This is a genomic window from Paenibacillus sp. J22R56 (assembly GCF_056269375.1).
Genome location: NZ_JBWDNV010000020.1, coordinates 1 through 17,892 on the forward strand (window position 1 = coordinate 1; position 17,892 = coordinate 17,892).

At 44.8% G+C, this 17,892-nt stretch carries 11 protein-coding genes, 3 tRNA genes and 2 rRNA genes; 2 read left to right on the forward strand and 14 right to left on the reverse strand.

Going from position 1 to position 17,892, the window contains the following annotated elements; translation table 11 throughout:
- The 3 genes from AC0YNT_RS30300 to AC0YNT_RS30310 all read right to left on the reverse strand — a co-directional run.
- Positions 1 to 83 (reverse strand): 16S ribosomal RNA (locus tag AC0YNT_RS30300); the annotation flags it as partial.
- Between the two features lie 291 nt (positions 84 to 374).
- Positions 375 to 956: an SLOG family protein gene (locus AC0YNT_RS30305; protein ID WP_475807882.1), complete on the reverse strand. Its 582-nt coding sequence runs from the start codon at positions 954 to 956 to the stop codon at positions 375 to 377.
- Positions 957 to 1,085: 129 nt separating this feature from the next.
- The gene (locus AC0YNT_RS30310; RefSeq protein WP_475807883.1) at positions 1,086 to 5,300 is read right to left on the reverse strand and encodes a choice-of-anchor I family protein; all 4,215 of its coding nucleotides are present in this window, start codon (positions 5,298 to 5,300) and stop codon (positions 1,086 to 1,088) included.
- Between the two features lie 234 nt (positions 5,301 to 5,534).
- Here AC0YNT_RS30310 and uraA point away from each other — a divergent pair, with 234 nt between their 5' ends.
- Entirely contained in the window at positions 5,535 to 6,842 is a 1,308-nt protein-coding gene (uraA, locus tag AC0YNT_RS30315; protein ID WP_475807884.1) for a uracil permease, read from the forward strand.
- A gap of 65 nt (positions 6,843 to 6,907) precedes the next feature.
- On the opposite strand, the gene AC0YNT_RS30320 is transcribed toward uraA, so the two are convergent.
- From AC0YNT_RS30320 to AC0YNT_RS30350, 7 genes are all read right to left on the reverse strand, one after another.
- Complete coding sequence (locus AC0YNT_RS30320) at positions 6,908 to 8,119, reverse strand: sugar ABC transporter permease (protein WP_243865607.1); 1,212 nt, start codon at positions 8,117 to 8,119, stop codon at positions 6,908 to 6,910.
- An 80-nt stretch (positions 8,120 to 8,199) separates the two neighbouring features.
- A complete protein-coding gene (locus AC0YNT_RS30325) occupies positions 8,200 to 9,720 on the reverse strand; it encodes an ATP-binding cassette domain-containing protein (protein ID WP_475807891.1) in 1,521 nt (506 codons plus the stop codon).
- Positions 9,721 to 9,851: 131 nt separating this feature from the next.
- Positions 9,852 to 10,952 carry a sugar ABC transporter substrate-binding protein gene (locus AC0YNT_RS30330; RefSeq protein ID WP_475807885.1) on the reverse strand — a complete coding sequence of 367 codons (1,101 nt, stop codon included), beginning with the start codon at positions 10,950 to 10,952 and terminating at the stop codon, positions 9,852 to 9,854.
- A 176-nt stretch (positions 10,953 to 11,128) separates the two neighbouring features.
- Positions 11,129 to 12,193, reverse strand: coding sequence for a D-xylose ABC transporter substrate-binding protein (gene xylF / locus AC0YNT_RS30335; RefSeq protein ID WP_475807886.1), 1,065 nt, complete (start codon positions 12,191 to 12,193; stop codon positions 11,129 to 11,131).
- Positions 12,194 to 12,263: 70 nt separating this feature from the next.
- The gene (locus AC0YNT_RS30340; RefSeq protein ID WP_475807887.1) at positions 12,264 to 13,799 is read right to left on the reverse strand and encodes a response regulator; all 1,536 of its coding nucleotides are present in this window, start codon (positions 13,797 to 13,799) and stop codon (positions 12,264 to 12,266) included.
- Between the two features lie 3 nt (positions 13,800 to 13,802).
- A complete protein-coding gene (locus AC0YNT_RS30345; RefSeq protein WP_475807888.1) occupies positions 13,803 to 15,248 on the reverse strand; it encodes a sensor histidine kinase in 1,446 nt (481 codons plus the stop codon).
- Positions 15,245 to 16,225, reverse strand: a complete 981-nt coding sequence (locus tag AC0YNT_RS30350; protein ID WP_475807889.1) for a sugar ABC transporter substrate-binding protein — start codon at positions 16,223 to 16,225, stop codon at positions 15,245 to 15,247. Before AC0YNT_RS30350 ends, AC0YNT_RS30345 begins: the two co-directional genes overlap by 4 nt.
- Before the next feature lie 219 nt (positions 16,226 to 16,444).
- On the opposite strand from AC0YNT_RS30350, the gene AC0YNT_RS30355 reads away from it, so the two are divergent.
- The gene (locus tag AC0YNT_RS30355; protein ID WP_475807890.1) at positions 16,445 to 17,278 is read left to right on the forward strand and encodes a lysostaphin resistance A-like protein; all 834 of its coding nucleotides are present in this window, start codon (positions 16,445 to 16,447) and stop codon (positions 17,276 to 17,278) included.
- Positions 17,279 to 17,399: 121 nt separating this feature from the next.
- On the opposite strand, the gene AC0YNT_RS30360 is transcribed toward AC0YNT_RS30355, so the two are convergent.
- From AC0YNT_RS30360 to AC0YNT_RS30375, 4 genes are all read right to left on the reverse strand, one after another.
- Positions 17,400 to 17,474 (reverse strand) — tRNA-Gly (locus AC0YNT_RS30360).
- Positions 17,475 to 17,478: 4 nt separating this feature from the next.
- A tRNA-Gln gene (locus AC0YNT_RS30365) sits at positions 17,479 to 17,553 on the reverse strand.
- A 27-nt stretch (positions 17,554 to 17,580) separates the two neighbouring features.
- Positions 17,581 to 17,656 (reverse strand) — tRNA-His (locus AC0YNT_RS30370).
- Positions 17,657 to 17,781: 125 nt separating this feature from the next.
- A 23S ribosomal RNA gene (locus AC0YNT_RS30375) occupies positions 17,782 to 17,892 on the reverse strand; the annotation flags it as partial.

Below are 17,892 nucleotides of genomic sequence, written 5' to 3' on the forward strand. Positions count from 1 at the left end.
CCGAAGGACAAGATCCGCTCGACTTGCATGTATTAGGCACGCCGCCAGCGTTCGTCCTGAGCCAGGATCAAACTCTCCATGAAATGGTTTTGTTTGACTTGCTCAAACTTGCTTTTATCGCTTTTTCCGTTATTTCTAACGGGGCAGTTTTGCTCGTTGTTCAGTTTTCAAAGAACAATTTGTTTTTCGCAACAACGTTTCATATCTTATCACGTTGTCCGTTTTAGTGTCAAGCGTTATTTTTCATCGATTTCAATTTCTATCAATCAATGATGTTCAGCTTTTCGTCCCAACCGTGTGTCTCTCTCGGCCGGAATTAGAATATACCATAGGCTTGTACAGCTATGCAAGCTTTTTTTATAAAAAGTTTCTACTTACTCAAAAGGCTCATCGTACATAGGATCGTATTCATTATAGTTCTCTTCTTCGGCTGCGTTCTGAATATCATCTGCTCCTATAAAGATGAGCTGATAGCCGTCTTCCTGATGCTTCTTCAGCGCTTTCTCCTTTACGTATTTGGAACTGCCTTCGGCAGCTTCTTCATCATAGAACAGCAGCAAGCCATCCGACTTACGAAATAGCAATTCATCTCTGGCCTGAAACTGCCAAGGCCCGACATAGGGCTGATGGCTGACCGCACCATAATAGTCTACTTGTGAAATGATTTGCTGGTAGTAGCTCTTTTTCTCATCCTTCCATTGTTCATCGGGATTCATAAAAGCCGTTATAATCGACAGCTTGAGCTGAGGATTTGTCAGACGCAGTTCAAGTGCTACTTCACACACCCATAGGTCGAACCCGTACTGTCCTGGTGTAATGATCCATTCCAGCCCTTCCTCAATAAGGGGCAGCAGTTTAGCTTCTATTGCTTTCTTAATAAAAGGAATGTGCTTATGCTTCTGATTAAAGATTTGCAGCTCATTAGCCCGGTAACCGGTTGCGAATAGTGTCTTCATCGTGCCACCTCTTTTCTACATCCATTCAATATAACAGCATAAGAGGAGAAGCGTCAGAGAATGTACGTTCTGCTTTGCAGCAAAAAAAGAGCCATCTCCACTAGGGAGACAGCTCTTTGACACAAATGATTATTTAGCCATTAGCTGCATGAATACTGCGAGCATCTTAGCTGTTTCTTCACGAGTAGCGGAATCTTGTGGAGCAAAGTAAACGCCTGAGCGGTTCGCTATCATTTTACCATTAATGATACCCGCCTGCTGCACGGCCTTCACTGCTTCCTTCACACTCGCTTGAATGGAATTGCTGTCTGCAAATGTAATAGCTTGGTTGCTTGCAGGTAGACTGAAGTTCATTACACCTGCAAAACGAACCAACATAGCAGCCATCTCTACACGGGTAATCGATGCTTTCGGATTGAACTTGCCTCCGCCGATCCCGCTTGTAATTCCTTTGTCGGTTGCCCATTGTACCGCATCTGCATAATAGTCAGTGGTACGGACATCGGAGAATTTGCCTGCTTTATAGCTGCTTAATTGAGCTCCAGCAATACGGGAGAGTAGGATTGTAAAATCAGCTCTTGCAATACGGGCTTTCGGCGAGAATTGATTCGAGCCCGTTCCGGAAATGATGCTGCGTGCTGACAAATACGTGATCGCATCCTTCGCAAAGCTGGATGTTGTATCTTTGAATGGCAACTTGTTATAACCTACAGCGTAGCGTGAGAAATGAGAGACCTCAAAGCTTACAGTACCAGTAGAAGAGTCATAAACGCCAGACGGTACAGTTACTAGCTCACCACTATCCGAGATGTAATAGATAACGATAGCATTACGATCTTCATTAGCCTGTGGCGTATAAGGCACTTGAATGTGCGCCGAGCCTCCGCCAAAGTTGGAAATCGTGCTGCCGTTCGCTTTTACAGTGAAATCAAAAACTGGATGACTGCCTACTGCACTAAGCAAAGCAGTACGCTTTGCTCCGGTTAAACTTGCACCAGCGGTCGCAGCATCTGTTTGACGGACTGTAATCGTAACATCATTATTCTTCGATGCTGTCGCAATAGATGAGATAGCTTTTGCATCAAAGGATACTGAACCTACACCCGCTTCAATAGTCAGTTCTGATATTGCAGCTTCTTTCGCTGAGGCAAATACGCCTTTTTCAAATACGATTGCTGCCTCTTTCGCTTTACGATCAGGAATAGCTGTAATCGTCAAGCTGCCAGCTTGGCTGGTAGACGACTCATTCCGTAGTTTTTTAAGAGCAGATGTGATTTGGCTGGAAGTGACATTGGCATTTGCTTTGCCTGTACTGTCTGTTGTTGCTCCTACTGTCGTTACAACATTTACTGTACCCGTGTCACCGCTGTCTACAATTATGGAACCTCCGCCACTGGATCCGCCGCCAGTAGTTGGTTGATCAGGTGTCTCAACCACTGTTGCTGGAGCTACTGTTACTGTACTTTCCGCTACAGCGTAGCCGTCAGCGCTTGTTGCTGAGATAACTGTTGTACCAGCTTTAACCGCTGTAACTTGACCATTCTGATCAACCGTTGCAATGCTAGGTGCAGAAGATGACCATGTTATTGTGCTAGATGCTCCATCGGCTGGAACGACAGTAGCTTTCAGTTTACCTGCTGCACCGCCGACTGTAAGAGAAAGCGTCTTTTGATCAAGAGATACTTTCGTTACATTAATCTGATAGACACCAACTTTACCGCCGACTTCATAAGCAACAAGCAGCAGCGGTTGACCCGTTGGACTGACCGAGGCCGGGATAAATTCAAGACCTTCCGGTCCCGTATCCGTATCCAGATTCACTTTATTGTCGCTGCCTTTAAAGACACGTGTATTCGTGTAATTCGCAAATTGTGGATGCTCCGGATCTGTGACGTCATAAGTCATGAAGCCACCTGTGCGCTCCAATCCAATAAAAGCAAGCTCTTTATTACCTACTTTACCGACCTTAATATCCTCCGGTTCAGGACCTTTCTTCACGCTGCGGTCATCCATCGTGATTTTGCTGTTACTGACATTGAAATAATCCGGAACGCGTTCTGCCGTAATCGTCTCGAAGTCATTACCGCTGTCATACACCTGATCCATCGTAGCTGCATCCCAAATCGAGAAGGAACGGCCGCCATACATATAGATGCCGTCATTGCCCATATCTGCTGCAACTTCCACCTTATCGTATGCCGTTGTATCCTTCAGGAATTTGTAAGCATCTGAGTTCGTATCCAGTTTGCTCTTCATCGCACCTACCGTACTTGAATTGGTACGGAATTCCGAGGCATCGCCTTCGTTTGCCGTAAACAGATAAGTCTTACCATTCATGGTATAGGAAGATACTCCGTCAGGCATGTACATGCCCTTGAAAGGCACCGTTTCAAGCTGAATTGCGGAATTCGACTGGACATCCAGTGCATTAGCTACGTCATTAAAATCTTTAAAACCCAAATCCTTAACAGCCGTAACTTTGCGCGTTGCAATATCAACAACAGCGATTGCGTTGTTTTCCTGTAAGGTGACATATGCTGTCTTGCTATCACCAGAGAGTGCAATATATTCCGGCTCGAAGTCATATGCCGCATCCGCTTTCGTTCCAGGGGCATCGGAAGTTGCCTTCGTCACATCACCACGAATATGAACGCCGTCTTCAATGACAGCCGGATTATCGAAATAAACTTGAGTAGATGTATTGGCAACGGTGTCGACAATCGTGACGCTGCCTTTGGCATCCTCGGTCACTTCACGCGGCTCCGCTTCGTCAGCAGTCAGGATAAAACGACCGTCTTCCGTAGACTTGATCATATCCGGCTGTACGCCTGCATCATATTGGGTTACGAAGTTGCCATCATAATCGAGCACAAGGATCCTGCCTCGTGTGGTCGCATCTTTCTCCTGTACCGACACCGCAATCCGTTTTGTTGTTGTGTTGATATCTACGCTTGTAAGGTCACCGTAATTAAAGTCGCCACTCTTCTCAGACAGCTCCTTCACAAGAACCGTCTTCTCCGTTGTCAACGTACCAGTTGCACTGCCTAAGCTGACAATCTCAAGGCTTGGCGGATTACCAGAGCCATTGACCAAGTAAAACTTATTGTTATCTTTATTGAACTTCACAATTTCGGCTACGCCGCCGGCTTCATTGAAAGTGCCAAGAGAGAAACTAGCAATCTTCTCAATGGACATGGTATCTTTCATCTCACGCAGCGACTGTCCAATCGTAATCCAATACGACTTCGTTGCAAATAATGCGGGATTAGCACTGTCTGCTGCGGTCACTGTAATAAGTGATGACTTGGTTGCCGATGTTGGCGTGCCGGATATAATTCCTGTTGTACTGTCAAGCTGCAAGCCAGCAGGTAGATTCGCGGCACTGTAAGTATACGGTGCAGTTCCACCGCTGGCTGCAATGGTAGCAGTATATGAAGTACCGATTATTGCACCTGCAAGTGCAGTTGTAGTAAAGGCAACCGGTTCTACTTCAGGTGTTTCTGGCTGTTCAGGAGTAGTAACTCCCCAAGGACCAAAATTGCTGTTGTGCGGCAGCGCCGCAGCTAACTCCGTTTCTTTACCTGCTGCATTTAATGCTTCATAATCGATCTGCTGAAAATCGGATTTATTATTATCCTGGTCAGCCACGTCTTTGCGGCGGATCGCTTTTTTCTTCGAAGTTCCTTCCGTAGAACCTGACGGAAATGCAGCCTCGTATCCATCAATGTCGCTTCCAGGATCATTACTGCCTGTACCAACCATATCGACATAGCCTTCCGGCTTTGTATTAAATGGATTAGCGTTTGTTGCGTCAAGCAGTGTTTGATTGCTCATCAATACTACTTTCATACCTTTATTGTTAATAAATTGAGTATCCCAAGTCTGGTCCGCTGCACCCGCAAGACTAATTTTTGCATCTGCTGAATTAGCCGTTGCATTCGCAATAGCACCTGTGACCAAGAATGAGGAATGAGCTTTAATCGTACCGGTCAAGTCTAGCTTCTTCCATTCCGAAGTAATGGCACCTGTTGTAGCGCTTGAACCACGATCATTATATTGCAAAGACCATCCTGCCAGATTAATATCATTGTCTGTTTGATTGTAAAGCTCGATAAAGCCATTCGATAAATAAACTCCGGTTGAAGCCGCTGTCCCGCCACCAAATACCTGATTAATAATAACGTGGGGCACATTGATATTGTATTCATTGGATACCGTATACGGAGTTCCAGTAAGTGGAGCAACAGCCCCATCAGCCATCGCTAAGCCGGTCCCAAAAAGGGCAGTACCAGCAATCTCTGCTGCGAGGAATATGGATAAAAAGCGTTTACTTCTGCTAATCAATTACATTCACTCCCAATTGATAAATTCTTTCTTCTCGCCCAATTGTATAGAGAGAATGTTTTCTAAACGTAAATAAGGAGTTTAAGATATTGTAAACAATTGCAATTTCTTGATTCGTATAATTTCTGCATTTTGTATGGACTAAGAAAAGCCTTGCCAAGCAACACTATTACTATGTAAAATCATCAAGTTGCGCAAAAAAATGACTTCATTATATGGAGGTTTAACAGCAAGATGAAACAACTTGAAATCGGCGTCCAGGAAAGACCGCCAATTGGCCAAAGCCTTATGCTCAGCATTCAGCATTTGTTTGCGATGTTTGGCTCAACTGTACTCGTACCAAATTTGCTAGGCGTAGACCCTGCCATTTGTCTTCTGATGAACGGGTTTGGCACACTGCTTTATCTATTTATTGTTAAAGGTAAGATTCCCGCTTTTCTCGGCTCGAGCTTTGCCTTTATCGCACCGGCCGGAGCCGTTATCGGCAATCATGCTTCCCATTCTGATGGGTATGCTGCTGCACTTGGCGGCTTTATTGCTGCCGGCGTTGTCTTCACGATCGTTGCTCTAATTATTCAAGCAGCCGGTACCGGCTGGATTAATGTGATTTTCCCTCCTGCTGCAATGGGTGCTATCGTAGCCGTTATCGGACTTGAGCTGATTCCTGTGGCAGCAGGGATGGCAGGATGGATTAAATCCCCGAGCGCACCAGCTAATGAAGTTTGGACACCAGACGGAGCAGCAATTACCATCTCCATCGTCACACTTCTCATTACAATACTCGGTTCGGTGCTGTTCCGAGGCTTTATGCGCATCATTCCGATTCTAATCGGGATTGTGTGTGGTTACGTACTTGCTTACTTCATGGACTTTACGAATTTCGAAAACGTATCTGCAAGTAACTGGCTTGCAGCACCTACGTTCACAACGCCAACCTTTGAATGGGCGGCTATACTTACGATCGTTCCCGCTTCACTCGTCGTTCTTGCCGAGCATATTGGCCATTTGATCGTAACCGGGAATATCGTCAAAAAAGATCTGTCCAAGGATCCAGGTCTTCATCGCTCACTACTTGGCAACGGAATCTCAACTATTATTTCTGGATTCCTAGGTTCTACACCAAACACGACTTATGGTGAAAATATCGGCGTTCTCGCGATTACCCGTGTATATTCAACCTTCGTCATCGGCGGTGCAGCTGTATTCGCTATTCTGCTGTCATTCTTCGGCAAGTTCTCGGCACTTATCGCTGCTATACCCGCTCCAGTAATGGGCGGCGTATCGCTCTTACTGTTTGGCGTAATCGCTGCATCCGGCCTTCGCATGTTGGTTGAATCGAAGATCGACTACAGCAAGCCAACTAACCTGTACTTAACGACCGTTGTTCTTGTTACTGGCTTAAGCGGTGCAAAAATTACGATTGGCGACTTCTCTCTGTCGGGTATGGCTCTTGCAACTGTAACGGCTATCGTGCTCAGCTTATTATTCAAATTGTTCGAAGTTACTCGGATTTCTAACGATACCGAAGCGTCCGGACATTAATCTGGTTTAAAAAACAAACAAGCCCAGCAGGCATAAGCCGCTGGGCTTGTTTGTTTTTAAGGAAACTAGCCTCTTTTTCTACGTGTCATTACATCGAAGATTACTGCAATCGCCAGTACACCGCCGCGAATCATATATTGATAGGAGATACCAACTCCCATCAAGTTCATGCCGCTTGATAGCGAAGCCATAACGATCGCACCGATAATCGAACCGGTTACTTTACCAACGCCACCAGCAGCGGATACACCGCCAACATATGCAGCCGCAATGGCATCAAGCTCGAACAGAGTACCAGCTGTTGTTGTTGCCGATTGCAGACGTGCAGTGAACAAGATTCCTGATAGAGCCGAAAGTAGACCCATCGAACCAAACACGATATACGTAATCTTTTTCACATTAATACCACTTAAGTGGGCCGCTTCCGGGTTGCTGCCTACCGCATAAATATGGCGTCCAAGTACCGTGCTTGTTGTCAGGAAATGATAGATGATTACAACACCAAGCATAATAATAACCGTCCAGGAGAAGCCATTGTAACCTGAGATGATATAAGTAATGTAAGCGATAATAGCCGATACGAAGATAAGTTTAACCGTAAACATACCTTTAGAGATCACTTCGAATTGATACTTGATCTTATTTCGGCGCTTCGAGAACTCGAAGTAGATGAATAACAGAATGACAAACAAGCCAAGCACGAGTGACAAGAAGTTTAAATCATCTAGTTTGAATAAGGATGGAATATAGCCGTTGCCTAATGCGTTGAAATGCTCATCCTTTACAATAATCGTTCCTGTCTTTTCCGTTACTCGCAGCAATGCGCCTCTGAAGATCAACATGCCTGCGAGGGAAGCAACGAAGGAAGGAATACCAAGTGATGCAACAAGTACACCGTTGAAGAGGCCAACAACAATACCAAGAACAAGAATGATTGGAATGGTCAGATAGACTGGAACACCGGCCTGCGATAATAATATGGCAGCGATGGCTCCTAAGAATCCTGCAGCAAAACCAACGGATAAATCGATATGCCGAATCACGATAACGAGTGTCATGCCTACAGCAAGTACAGCGATATACCCTGTAGCATCGAGCAGATTACTAATATTACGGGAAGACATAAACAAACCATCCGTTAAAATAGAGAACGTAAGCATGATAACAAACAGCGCAATGTACATGCCGTATTGGCGTATATTCACTGTAAGCAGCGTTTTTCCTTCAGTGAGAATGTTCGTCGGGCGTTCCTTTTTTCCCTGAGTGACAATATTCATAAGGTGTTCCTCCTAAAATGAATGGCCACACAAATGGCGATTATAAGCCATTCGTGGTGATTCAAACTTCGTAAGCGTATTTATTGCGTAGCAAATTGCATAATATTTTCTTGGTTAGCCTCTTCTACAGGCAGCTCGCCTTTAATTCGTCCTTCCGCCATCACATAGATCCGGTCACTCATACCGAGTATTTCTCCAAGCTCAGAGGAGATCATGATGATACTCATCCCTTCTGCAATCAGCTTGTTCATAATCGTATAAATTTCAAATTTGGCGCCTACATCAATCCCGCGTGTAGGTTCATCCAAGATGAGCAGCTGCGGACCAACAAAGAGCCATTTGCCTAGTGATACCTTCTGCTGGTTGCCGCCGCTAAGGTTGCCGACGATCTGCTCGATCGAAGGTGCCTTTACATTCAGCGAGCTTTTGTAATCACTAGCGATCCGAATCTCCTTATTGTCATCAATAACCCCACTCCGGGATATCCCATTCAGGTTAGCAGCCGAGATGTTGTTCTTAATATCTTGAATCAAGAACAAGCCGTCTCCCTTGCGATCCTCGGTTACATAGGCAATACCTTCCTTGATCGCTTCATTCGGATGCTTGAAAGATTTTGGTAAACCATTCACCAGCAATTCGCCTTGCAGTTTATAAGACTTCGGATTGCCGAAGATGCTGCGAGCAATCTCCGTCCGTCCCGAGCCCATCAAGCCGGCTATTCCGACGATTTCTCCTTTTTTAACATTCAGGTTGACGTTCTTCACTACTTCCCTGCCAAGCTGAGGATCGTAGGCAGTCCAATTACGCACCTCAAGAATGTTGTTCCCAAACGATTTGTTTGCTCTCTTCGGATAAATATCTTCGATTTCACGGCCGACCATGTTGCGAATAATTGTATTTTCAGTAATTTCACCCTTGGAACCATCCAATGTGCAAATCGTACGTCCATCACGAAGTACCGTTGCTTTATCCGCTATCGCGATAACTTCCTTCAGCTTATGGGAAATCATAATGCTAGTAATACCTTGCTTCTTCAGCTCCCGCAGAAGCTCAAGTAGATTCTCACTGTCATTCTCGTTTAAGGCTGCCGTTGGTTCGTCCAGAATAAGCAGCTTTACATTTTTGCTTAGTGCTTTGGCAATTTCAACAAGCTGCTGCTTGCCTACTCCCAAGTCTTTGATCAGCATTTCCGGATTTACATCCAGGCCCACCCGCTCCAGCATGCGCTTAGCTTCAGCTATGGTCTTGTTCCAATCTACAATCTTGCCGCGTGTGATCTCATTTCCTGCAAAAATATTCTCGTAAACCGTAAGATCCGGGAATAACGCCAACTCCTGATAGATGATAGCGATGCCGGTCTTGACGCTGTCACTGATTTTGTTGAAAACTTGTATATCATCCTCAAACACGATATCGCCTTTATAGGTTCCATAGGGATACACGCCGCTTAGAACCTTCATCAGCGTAGATTTGCCGGCTCCATTCTCACCAATCAGGCAATGAATCTCGCCTTGCTCTACTTTGAAGTTAACGTCCGAGAGTGCTTTAACTCCCGTGAATTCCTTGGAGATATTGTTCATCTCTAAAATGTAGCTTTTCATCATTATGCACTCCTAAAAAGAATTTTCGCGTTCTTTGCGATAATTCTTACTTCGTAAGGATCCGCTTAGCAAACTAATAGTAAGGAATAGTGATAGACGAATCTATCACTATTCCCCGCCATCGTTTACAATTACAGACCAGTGAAGTCGCTCGCTTTGTAGTAAGCCGAATCGATAAGCTCTTTTTGTACATTATCTTTGTTCACAGTGATTACATTTGTTTGCTTCGCTTTAACATCAACTTTGCCGTTATTATACGAGCCAGTTGTTGCAGGGTCTTTACCGTCAAGAATATCTACAGCCATACCCATTGCATCTTTAACCAGCGTACGAACGTCTTTGAATACCGTCATCGATTGTTTGCCGTCGATTACATATTGGATCGAAGCTTGCTCAGCGTCTTGGCCAGTTACAACATAGCTGGATACCGCGCTGTCAGCACCAAATACATCAGCGATCGAACGAGCTGTACCATCGTTTGGAGCAAGGATTGCTACATCACCTTTCATATCTGCGCTAGCAGCAGTCAAGTGAGTTTGAGCTTTGTTTTTCGCTTCGTTTGGATCCCAGTTCGTTGTTACTTGACCGATGATTTTGCTTAGTTGGTCACGGGAAAGGTCTTTCGTATCTTTCAGGGCTTCAGCTTCGCTGGAGTTAGCGATTTTGAAAGTGCCGTCAGCGATTTTTGGTTGCAAAACGTTCCAAGCGCCTTGGAAGAACAGGAATGCGTTATTGTCAGAAGCTGCACCAGCATACAGGTACAATGGCTCGCCGCTGCCTTTTGCATTGTCAACCAGATATTGAGCTTGTGCTGCACCTACAGATACGCTGTCGAATGTTACGTAATAGTCAACTGCATCTGTGTTTGTGATCAAGCGGTCATAAGAGATAACTTTGATGCCTTCTTTTTTAGCAGCTTCTACTGAAGCAGCAGCAGCGTCGCCGTCTTGAGGACAGATAATAAGAACTTTGATGCCTTTGTTGATCAATGTTTCAACGTTTTCTTTTTCTTTCGCGGAAGAACCTTGGCTGAACAGAATCTCAGTTGTGTATTTTGAGCCTTTAAGTGCATCTTTGAAACGCTGCTCATCTTGAACCCATCTTGGCTCATCCTTAGTAGGTAGTACGATACCAACGCTTACTTTGCTGTCGCCTTTGCCACATGCCGCTACCAGAGCTGTGAGCAATAGAACAAGCATTAAAAGTGCAACCGATTTGAAGCTTTTTCTCATCTTCGTTACCCCTCCATAAATGACTAAGTTCCTTACACGACCAACTATAGCATGGGTAACTTCCAATGAAAGCGCTATTATATAGCACTCTTTTATAACCACCTATACTTTTTTGCTGCACCTGCAAAAAAAATGGGTTAGCCAGTTTTATACTGGCTAACCTCATTCGTGAAACCTTATTTAACGTTCTTATACACGTCCTCATGAGAATGGAATCCATCCGCAATAATGGTCTCGTCTATATTGGTTTTGTCTACAGCGATTGGTGACAAGAGAACAGACGGCACTTCGATTCTGCCATTATTGACGGTCCGTTCTGCGCCTGTATCCTCACCTTTGGCAAGCTTCACAGCAAGTTCTGCTGCTTTATCGGCAAGCAGCTTGATTGGCTTATACACGGTCATGGTCTGTGTACCTTCAACAATACGCTGCGCCGCAGCAAGCTCTGCATCTTGTCCGGCTACAGGAAGCTTTCCTGCTAGACCCTGCCCCTGAAGCGCCTGAATTACGCCTCCTGCTGTCGCATCATTGGCTGCAATAATGGCATTAATATCATTGTCATTGGCTTCGAGTGCCGATTGCATATTCGCTAAAGCATTAACCGGTGTCCAGTCCTTCGTCCATTGATCGTATACGACAGTAATATCTCCACGGTCAATCATCGGCTGCAAGACATTAAATACGCCTTGTTTAAACAAATGCGCATTGTTATCTGTATCTGCACCCCCGATATAAACAAACTTGCCTTTAGGTACAAGCTTCGTGATGGCCTTAGCCTGCAGTTCCCCTACTGCCTCATTATCAAATGAAACATAAAGATCAACATCAGCGTTCTTGATCAAGCGGTCATAAGCGAGCACCTTAATTCCTGCTGAATGTGCTTTTTTCACGATTGCTGCTGTTGCATCCGCATTGTGAGGAACAACAACAAGGATATCAACTCCCTCACTAATCAGTGCTTCCGCTTGTGAGATCTGTTTGGCATCATCTCCATTTGCCGCAATAATCTCCACTTCCGCGCCAAGCGCCTCACAAGCCTCCCGGAACAGATCTCTATCCTTCAGCCATCGCTCTTCAAGTAGTGTATCCATTGAAAATCCAATTTTTATTTTTCTGATCTTATCTGTGGTATTCGAGGAAGCTGTTGTTGTATGAATCGGCTTATTAGTCTCGCTAGTTGTCTGGCTGCTATCGCATGCCCCCAAGACACAGCTGAGGACCATTGCTGCAATAAACAGCATTGACCTTCTCCTTGCGATGCCCAGTTTCATTTGCTTCTCTTCCTTTATCACAAATTTGTATGCTGCAAGCTTATTTGCCAAGGAGTGTTTTCCGGTATTCCGTAGGAGAGACCTCACACATTTTTTTGAACACCTTACTAAAGTAATTAGGATCATGATAGCCGACCATATACGTAATCTCTTTCAAACTTCGCTCAGGATCACCCATGAGCTTGATGGATTTCTTAATCCGGCATTCCGTCAGAAAATCAATATAGTTAACACCAAGCTGGTCTTTAAACATTTTGCTAATATAAAAAGGACTTAAGCCAACCATACTTCCAATTGCTTCGAGGGAAATATCCTCGTGGGAATGATCTGTTATGTATTGCTTAATTTGCTGAATGGTATCCGGCTCGATCCGGTCATGATGCTCGGAAAAGGTTTGTCTCATCCGTTCAAGCAGCAGCTCTGACTCCACTCGTAATTGCCTATAGTCCTGGGCTTGGGAGGAGTAAAGCGGTGTATCAATCTCAATGCCCATCTCCAGCAAAACGCGAGAGGCAATCCAGAGCAGCTCAAGTACACGCTGCTGGGTATACAGCAGATTCGCTCCTTCATTCTCATAGCGACGGATAAAGTCCATCATATCCGTACGAACCTGCTCCCATTGTCCAAGCCGAATCCGGTCGAAAAGCTGCTGCTCAATTTGTTTGACTGGGTAGCCGTCACGTGTAACTCCAAGGACTGGGGTATCCTCATAAAAACGATATTTTACCGGCAGTGTTGGATCCATCGAGGCGATTAAGGCTTCCTGATAGGACTGTCGAATTTGATCCAATGATTCATAAACATTGCCGATCCCGATGAACCATCCTTCATGGCCATCAGACTTTGCTACAGCAAGCAGCTCGCGTGCCATCGTAACCGCTTGAGAGCGGACGGACCGTTCTGCCTCTGGGAATACAATAATCGGGATTTGCCGGCCATACATTGCGCCAACCCACCCGCTGCCCATGTTTCTCACCTTTTCTTTAATGGCTGAATAATAGTTCTCAGAACCATTCGGAAGCAAGACGGTCATCGCATATTTCTCATTCGCTGTACTGACCCCAAGAAGCCCTACCAGCTCATCCAAATGCACTTCATGCACATGATCAAACAATAATTGCGTAACAATGTCTGTCTCGATGATCGGCATTACTCTCTGCAAAGCAAAGCGCTGCTGCTCAGTCGTCTCAACGGTCTTTCGCTCTTCCTCGATTAAATGGAGTACACGCTGCACCGTGGCTACAATCTCCGAAGCTTTGCTTGGCTTGAGCAGATAATCTTTCACTCCAAGCTTTATAGCCCTGCGTGCATAATCGAAAGTGTCGTAGGCCGTAACCATAATGAACTTAATTGATGGGTTACTAGCATTAATCAGTTCTACTGCCTCTAGGCCATTGATACCCGGCATCTTGACGTCCATTAATATGAGGTCGGGCTGAAATTCTTCCGCCATCTGCAGCGCGATTTTCCCATTTTTCGCTTGTTCGATAACAAGCTCAGGAAGTCCATGCTGAAGTATGGCTTGTAAGCCTTCCCGCTCAATCTGCTCGTCATCAACAATCAGCAGCTTATACATTAGTTAACCGGCCTCCCTTACCTTTGGCAGCTTCAAGATTACTTTTGTCCCTTTTCCGACTTCGCTTTGAATCTCCATAATATCTTCTCGACCGTAGAACAAACGAAGGCGGCTGATTACATTCCCAAATCCGATCCCGGTTGAATGTCCGTCCCCCTCCTGCGAGTTGAATCGATCCTCCACGATCTGCGATATTTTCTCCTCTGATATGCCGCTTCCTTCATCCTCAATCTCGATCATGACATTCGATCCTTCATCAAGAATACGGAAGGTAATGGTACCACCCTGCTCGAGCGGCTCTATCGCATGAATAACAGCATTCTCGATAATTGGTTGAATGGTAAGCCCAGGAATTTGTATCGACAAGCAGGCTTCATCTACCTCTTCCTCAAAGCGAAGACGATCGGTAAACCGTGTTTGTTGGATAAAAATATATTCACGCAGCACGCGTACCTCTTCATACAAGGTGACCGGTCGATCAAGACGCTTCAGATTGTAGCGGAGAAGCCTCGCCACACTTGTCAGAAGATCACTTGTTTCCACTGAACCTTCTAAATAAGCCTTCTTCGATAACGTATCCAGTGTATTAAATAAAAAGTGCGGATTAATCTGGCTTTGCAGACTTCGAAGCTGACTTTCCTGCAGCAAAAGCTTGTTTTGCTGCAGTTCGCTCTCGAGCTGTGCTTTATACTGCATCTCGGAGATCAGATTATTAATATTGACTCGCATCCTGTCAAAGGTTTTGGCTAGGAAGGATATCTCGTCGTTGGCATATATTTCGATATGGGTATCAAATCTTCCCCGTGACAGCTCACGGGCTGCTTGTGTCAGCCTCTGAATTGGCCGGGTTATACTTAGAGAGAACCAGTACGTAAACAATAAGAGCAGAAATGTAATTAGTGCCAGCATCCAGACCCCTAGCTTCTTCAGTTCGACCGATTGAGTAATCATACCTCGATAGAACTGATCGTAGGTCTGAAGCTCCGTACCAAGCAGCGTCAGTGTCATCTCCGAAATATATTTAGATAATCGCGTTACTTCCGTGAAATCATTTAAAGCCTCTTCATTATTCTTTTCGCTTAGAAGCCGTATGGAACGATTCGTTGAATCCACTAAACTATCTATTAGATTGAGGTAATTCGTAAGTGTAAACTGATTGCTGTTATTACGCAGATCCGCAATATTCCGCTGTGCCTCCAGCAGCCTTTGCCGATCAGCCTCTACATTAGACAGTTTGGAAGTGGATGGTGTTTGAATATAATTGTTCAGCGATGTAACAAGCTGCTGACTGGAAGCGCTCACTTCATTCATTTGAAGGTAGCGTTGTAAAATGTCATTATACTGGTCCTGCATTTTCTGATTGTAATAGGTGAGAATGAACCAAATGGCTACCATAATAAAGAGGACGATCGCGGTCAGTGACAATATCTTTTTCTGGACTGTATTCATGGAAGCTCATCCGCCTTCAGAAGCCGAATATCGGTATAATACCCTTCATACTTCAAGGGGAATGTCTCACCCTTTAGCCATTGCACCATAAGCTGCACGCCAAGCTCCCCCATCATTTCGGGTGATTGCTCGATAATGCCGCTCATCTTTTTTTCCTTAAGCAGCGTCTTAATCTCAGGGCTGTCATCAAACGAGTAGATATGGAACCTGCTAAGCTGCGCACGCTTGCTGATCTCCTGCACCATCGCACTCGCATTATTCGCCGTCACAGATACAAAAGCAGCTAGATTGGGCTCTTTATTCATAATCTCATTTGTTGCCGTAACGACCTTCTCCCTTGTATCCCCTGCTACTACCGTAATAGGCTCGATATCGGGATAGGACTTTAATATATCTAGAATCCCCTCTAAACGCCTGCTCTGAAAATCCTCCTGGCGGTCGGAGACCATCAGCACAACTTTCCCTTTCTTACCGATATCTTCAGCCAGCTGCGTTCCTATCATTTGACCAGCCTTATAATGATCAGAACCAATATAAGTTCGGCGTAAACTGTCCTCAATTGGTACATCGTTAGCGATCGTAAAGATCGGAATACCGTTACTGGCAGCCTTCACTGTAGCAAGCTGATTGAATTCATCCGTATTGAGGCCCTGTACGAGGATGCCGTCTACTTTTGAAGCGATAGCAATCTCCATATTTTTCAGAAAATCCTCCTGATTCGTTCCATAGCTGCCCCATACTGCTAATTCGGCGCCATACTTAGCTGCTGCTTTGGCAGCACCATCCTCGACTTTATCCCAAAATGGCGTGTCCATTTCTTGTGTAATCAGAATGATCCGATAACTGGTTTTGTTTGTGTTGCCCACATTTGCAGGAGCTGTTAAATTGTAATGAAACACCTGAATAAAAGAAGATAGAGTGAACCCTAACAGCACCAGGCAAATGGCAGACAGCAGCACAATGACGAGTTTCCTCATGTGTCGGCTCCTTTATGATCGATCAATCTACTAAAAGCGCTTCCATCCATAGTTGCCCTCATCATAGCACAATAGACCTATGCAAGAAATGTATATTTTTCACACAAAATGAATTGACATCAAAATAAACCGAAGGATATAATTTCATAGTAGATTTGGATAAATATGTAATTAATGAATTGAAACAGGAAGGTGAATCTTATTAAGAAGTTTTTTAGCGTGGCTGGAAAAATAGTATTAAGTGGCTTGATTCCTATTGTTATCATAATGGTTGGCGCTATCGTTTATACGATCTGCGCTCTCATCTCTGGTGCTAGTGTGGACGATGTAACTTCCATCACTGGGGCACGCTGGACGCAGTATTTACAAATTGCCGCATTTATTGGTTCTGTCTTTGCCATGTATGCATGGTTTGAACGTAAGCATGGCTGGTCTCTTGGCCTAAAACAACAATTTGGCGGTACTTTAGCTACTCAAGGCTTTTTTGCAGGATTCATCCTTATGTCCATCTCTGCTATTCTGATCTGGGCAGCAGGCGGCATTAGCTGGGAAGCTTCTACTTGGAATCAAACCTTGAGGCTTTCCTTATTAGATGGCATTGTTTTATTCACATTTGTTGCCTTATCCGAAGAGTTATTCTCACGTGGATATGTACAAGGTCTCATTAAATATCATTATGGACGGACTCCGGCCATTATCGTGAGCTCCATCATTTTTGCATTTATGCACAGTCTGAATCCAAGTATGTTTGAGACGCCATATCCCTTCATTAATATATGCCTCGCTGGCATTCTATTCGCTGTAGCACGTGAATTAACCGGGGGACTATGGTGGCCGATAGGACTTCATATGAGTTGGAACTTCTTTCAAGGCTACGTATATGGCTTTCAGGTATCGGGTACCGATCCTGTCCCAGCGGTCCTTCAAGTAACGGATAACGGTCCTATTTACTTATCTGGAGGAGCATTTGGAGCAGAAGGAAGTTATATTGCTTCACTTGTACTCATCCTTGGAATATTCGTTGTAACCTACTTATATAGAGGAAAAAAATAACACGGATACGCTAAAACGCTGACTCAAGGTCAGCGTTTTTTTATGCATGATTAACCACAGGTTGGTTGTAGACAAATAAAAAAGACCACTTCATTTCTGAAGTAATCTTGTGTTTGTTATTTGGAGCGGAAGACGGGAATCGAACCCGCGACCCTCGCCTTGGCAAGGCGATGCTCTACCGCTGAGCCACTTCCGCATAATGGCTGGGGATCAAGGATTCGAACCTAGGAATGACGGAGTCAAAGTCCGTTGCCTTACCGCTTGGCTAATCCCCAACGCTTATATGTAATTTTAAAGAAAAATGGGGCGATCGATGGGACTTGAACCCACGAATGCCAGAGCCACAGACTGGTGCGTTAACCCCTTCGCCACGACCGCCATATAAATAGGTGTAATTTTACACCTTCAAAACTGGATGCGAATGAATGAAACTTAAGCGATATATCGGTTTTTACACCGGGCAATGTTTATGCTTTCGAAGTAAGTTTACTTCGTAAACTTTGTAGGATAAGCCCTCGACCGATTAGTATTCGTCAGCTCCACACATTGCTGTGCTTCCACCCCGAACCTATCAACCTCGTCGTCTTCAAGGGGTCTTACTAATTGGGAAATCT

What these genes read in the sequence shown, in the direction of transcription:
- AC0YNT_RS30305 (WP_475807882.1), bottom strand. Translation starts at nt 956, where the DNA reads ATGAAGACACTATTCGCAACCGGTTACCGGGCTAATGAGCTGCAAATC.
- uraA (WP_475807884.1), top strand. Translation starts at nt 5,535, where the DNA reads ATGAAACAACTTGAAATCGGCGTCCAGGAAAGACCGCCAATTGGCCAA.
- AC0YNT_RS30320 (WP_243865607.1), bottom strand. Translation starts at nt 8,119, where the DNA reads ATGAATATTGTCACTCAGGGAAAAAAGGAACGCCCGACGAACATTCTC.
- AC0YNT_RS30325 (WP_475807891.1), bottom strand. Translation starts at nt 9,720, where the DNA reads ATGAAAAGCTACATTTTAGAGATGAACAATATCTCCAAGGAATTCACG.
- AC0YNT_RS30330 (WP_475807885.1), bottom strand. Translation starts at nt 10,952, where the DNA reads ATGAGAAAAAGCTTCAAATCGGTTGCACTTTTAATGCTTGTTCTATTG.
- xylF (WP_475807886.1), bottom strand. Translation starts at nt 12,193, where the DNA reads ATGCTGTTTATTGCAGCAATGGTCCTCAGCTGTGTCTTGGGGGCATGC.
- AC0YNT_RS30340 (WP_475807887.1), bottom strand. Translation starts at nt 13,799, where the DNA reads ATGTATAAGCTGCTGATTGTTGATGACGAGCAGATTGAGCGGGAAGGC.
- AC0YNT_RS30345 (WP_475807888.1), bottom strand. Translation starts at nt 15,248, where the DNA reads ATGAATACAGTCCAGAAAAAGATATTGTCACTGACCGCGATCGTCCTC.
- AC0YNT_RS30350 (WP_475807889.1), bottom strand. Translation starts at nt 16,225, where the DNA reads ATGAGGAAACTCGTCATTGTGCTGCTGTCTGCCATTTGCCTGGTGCTG.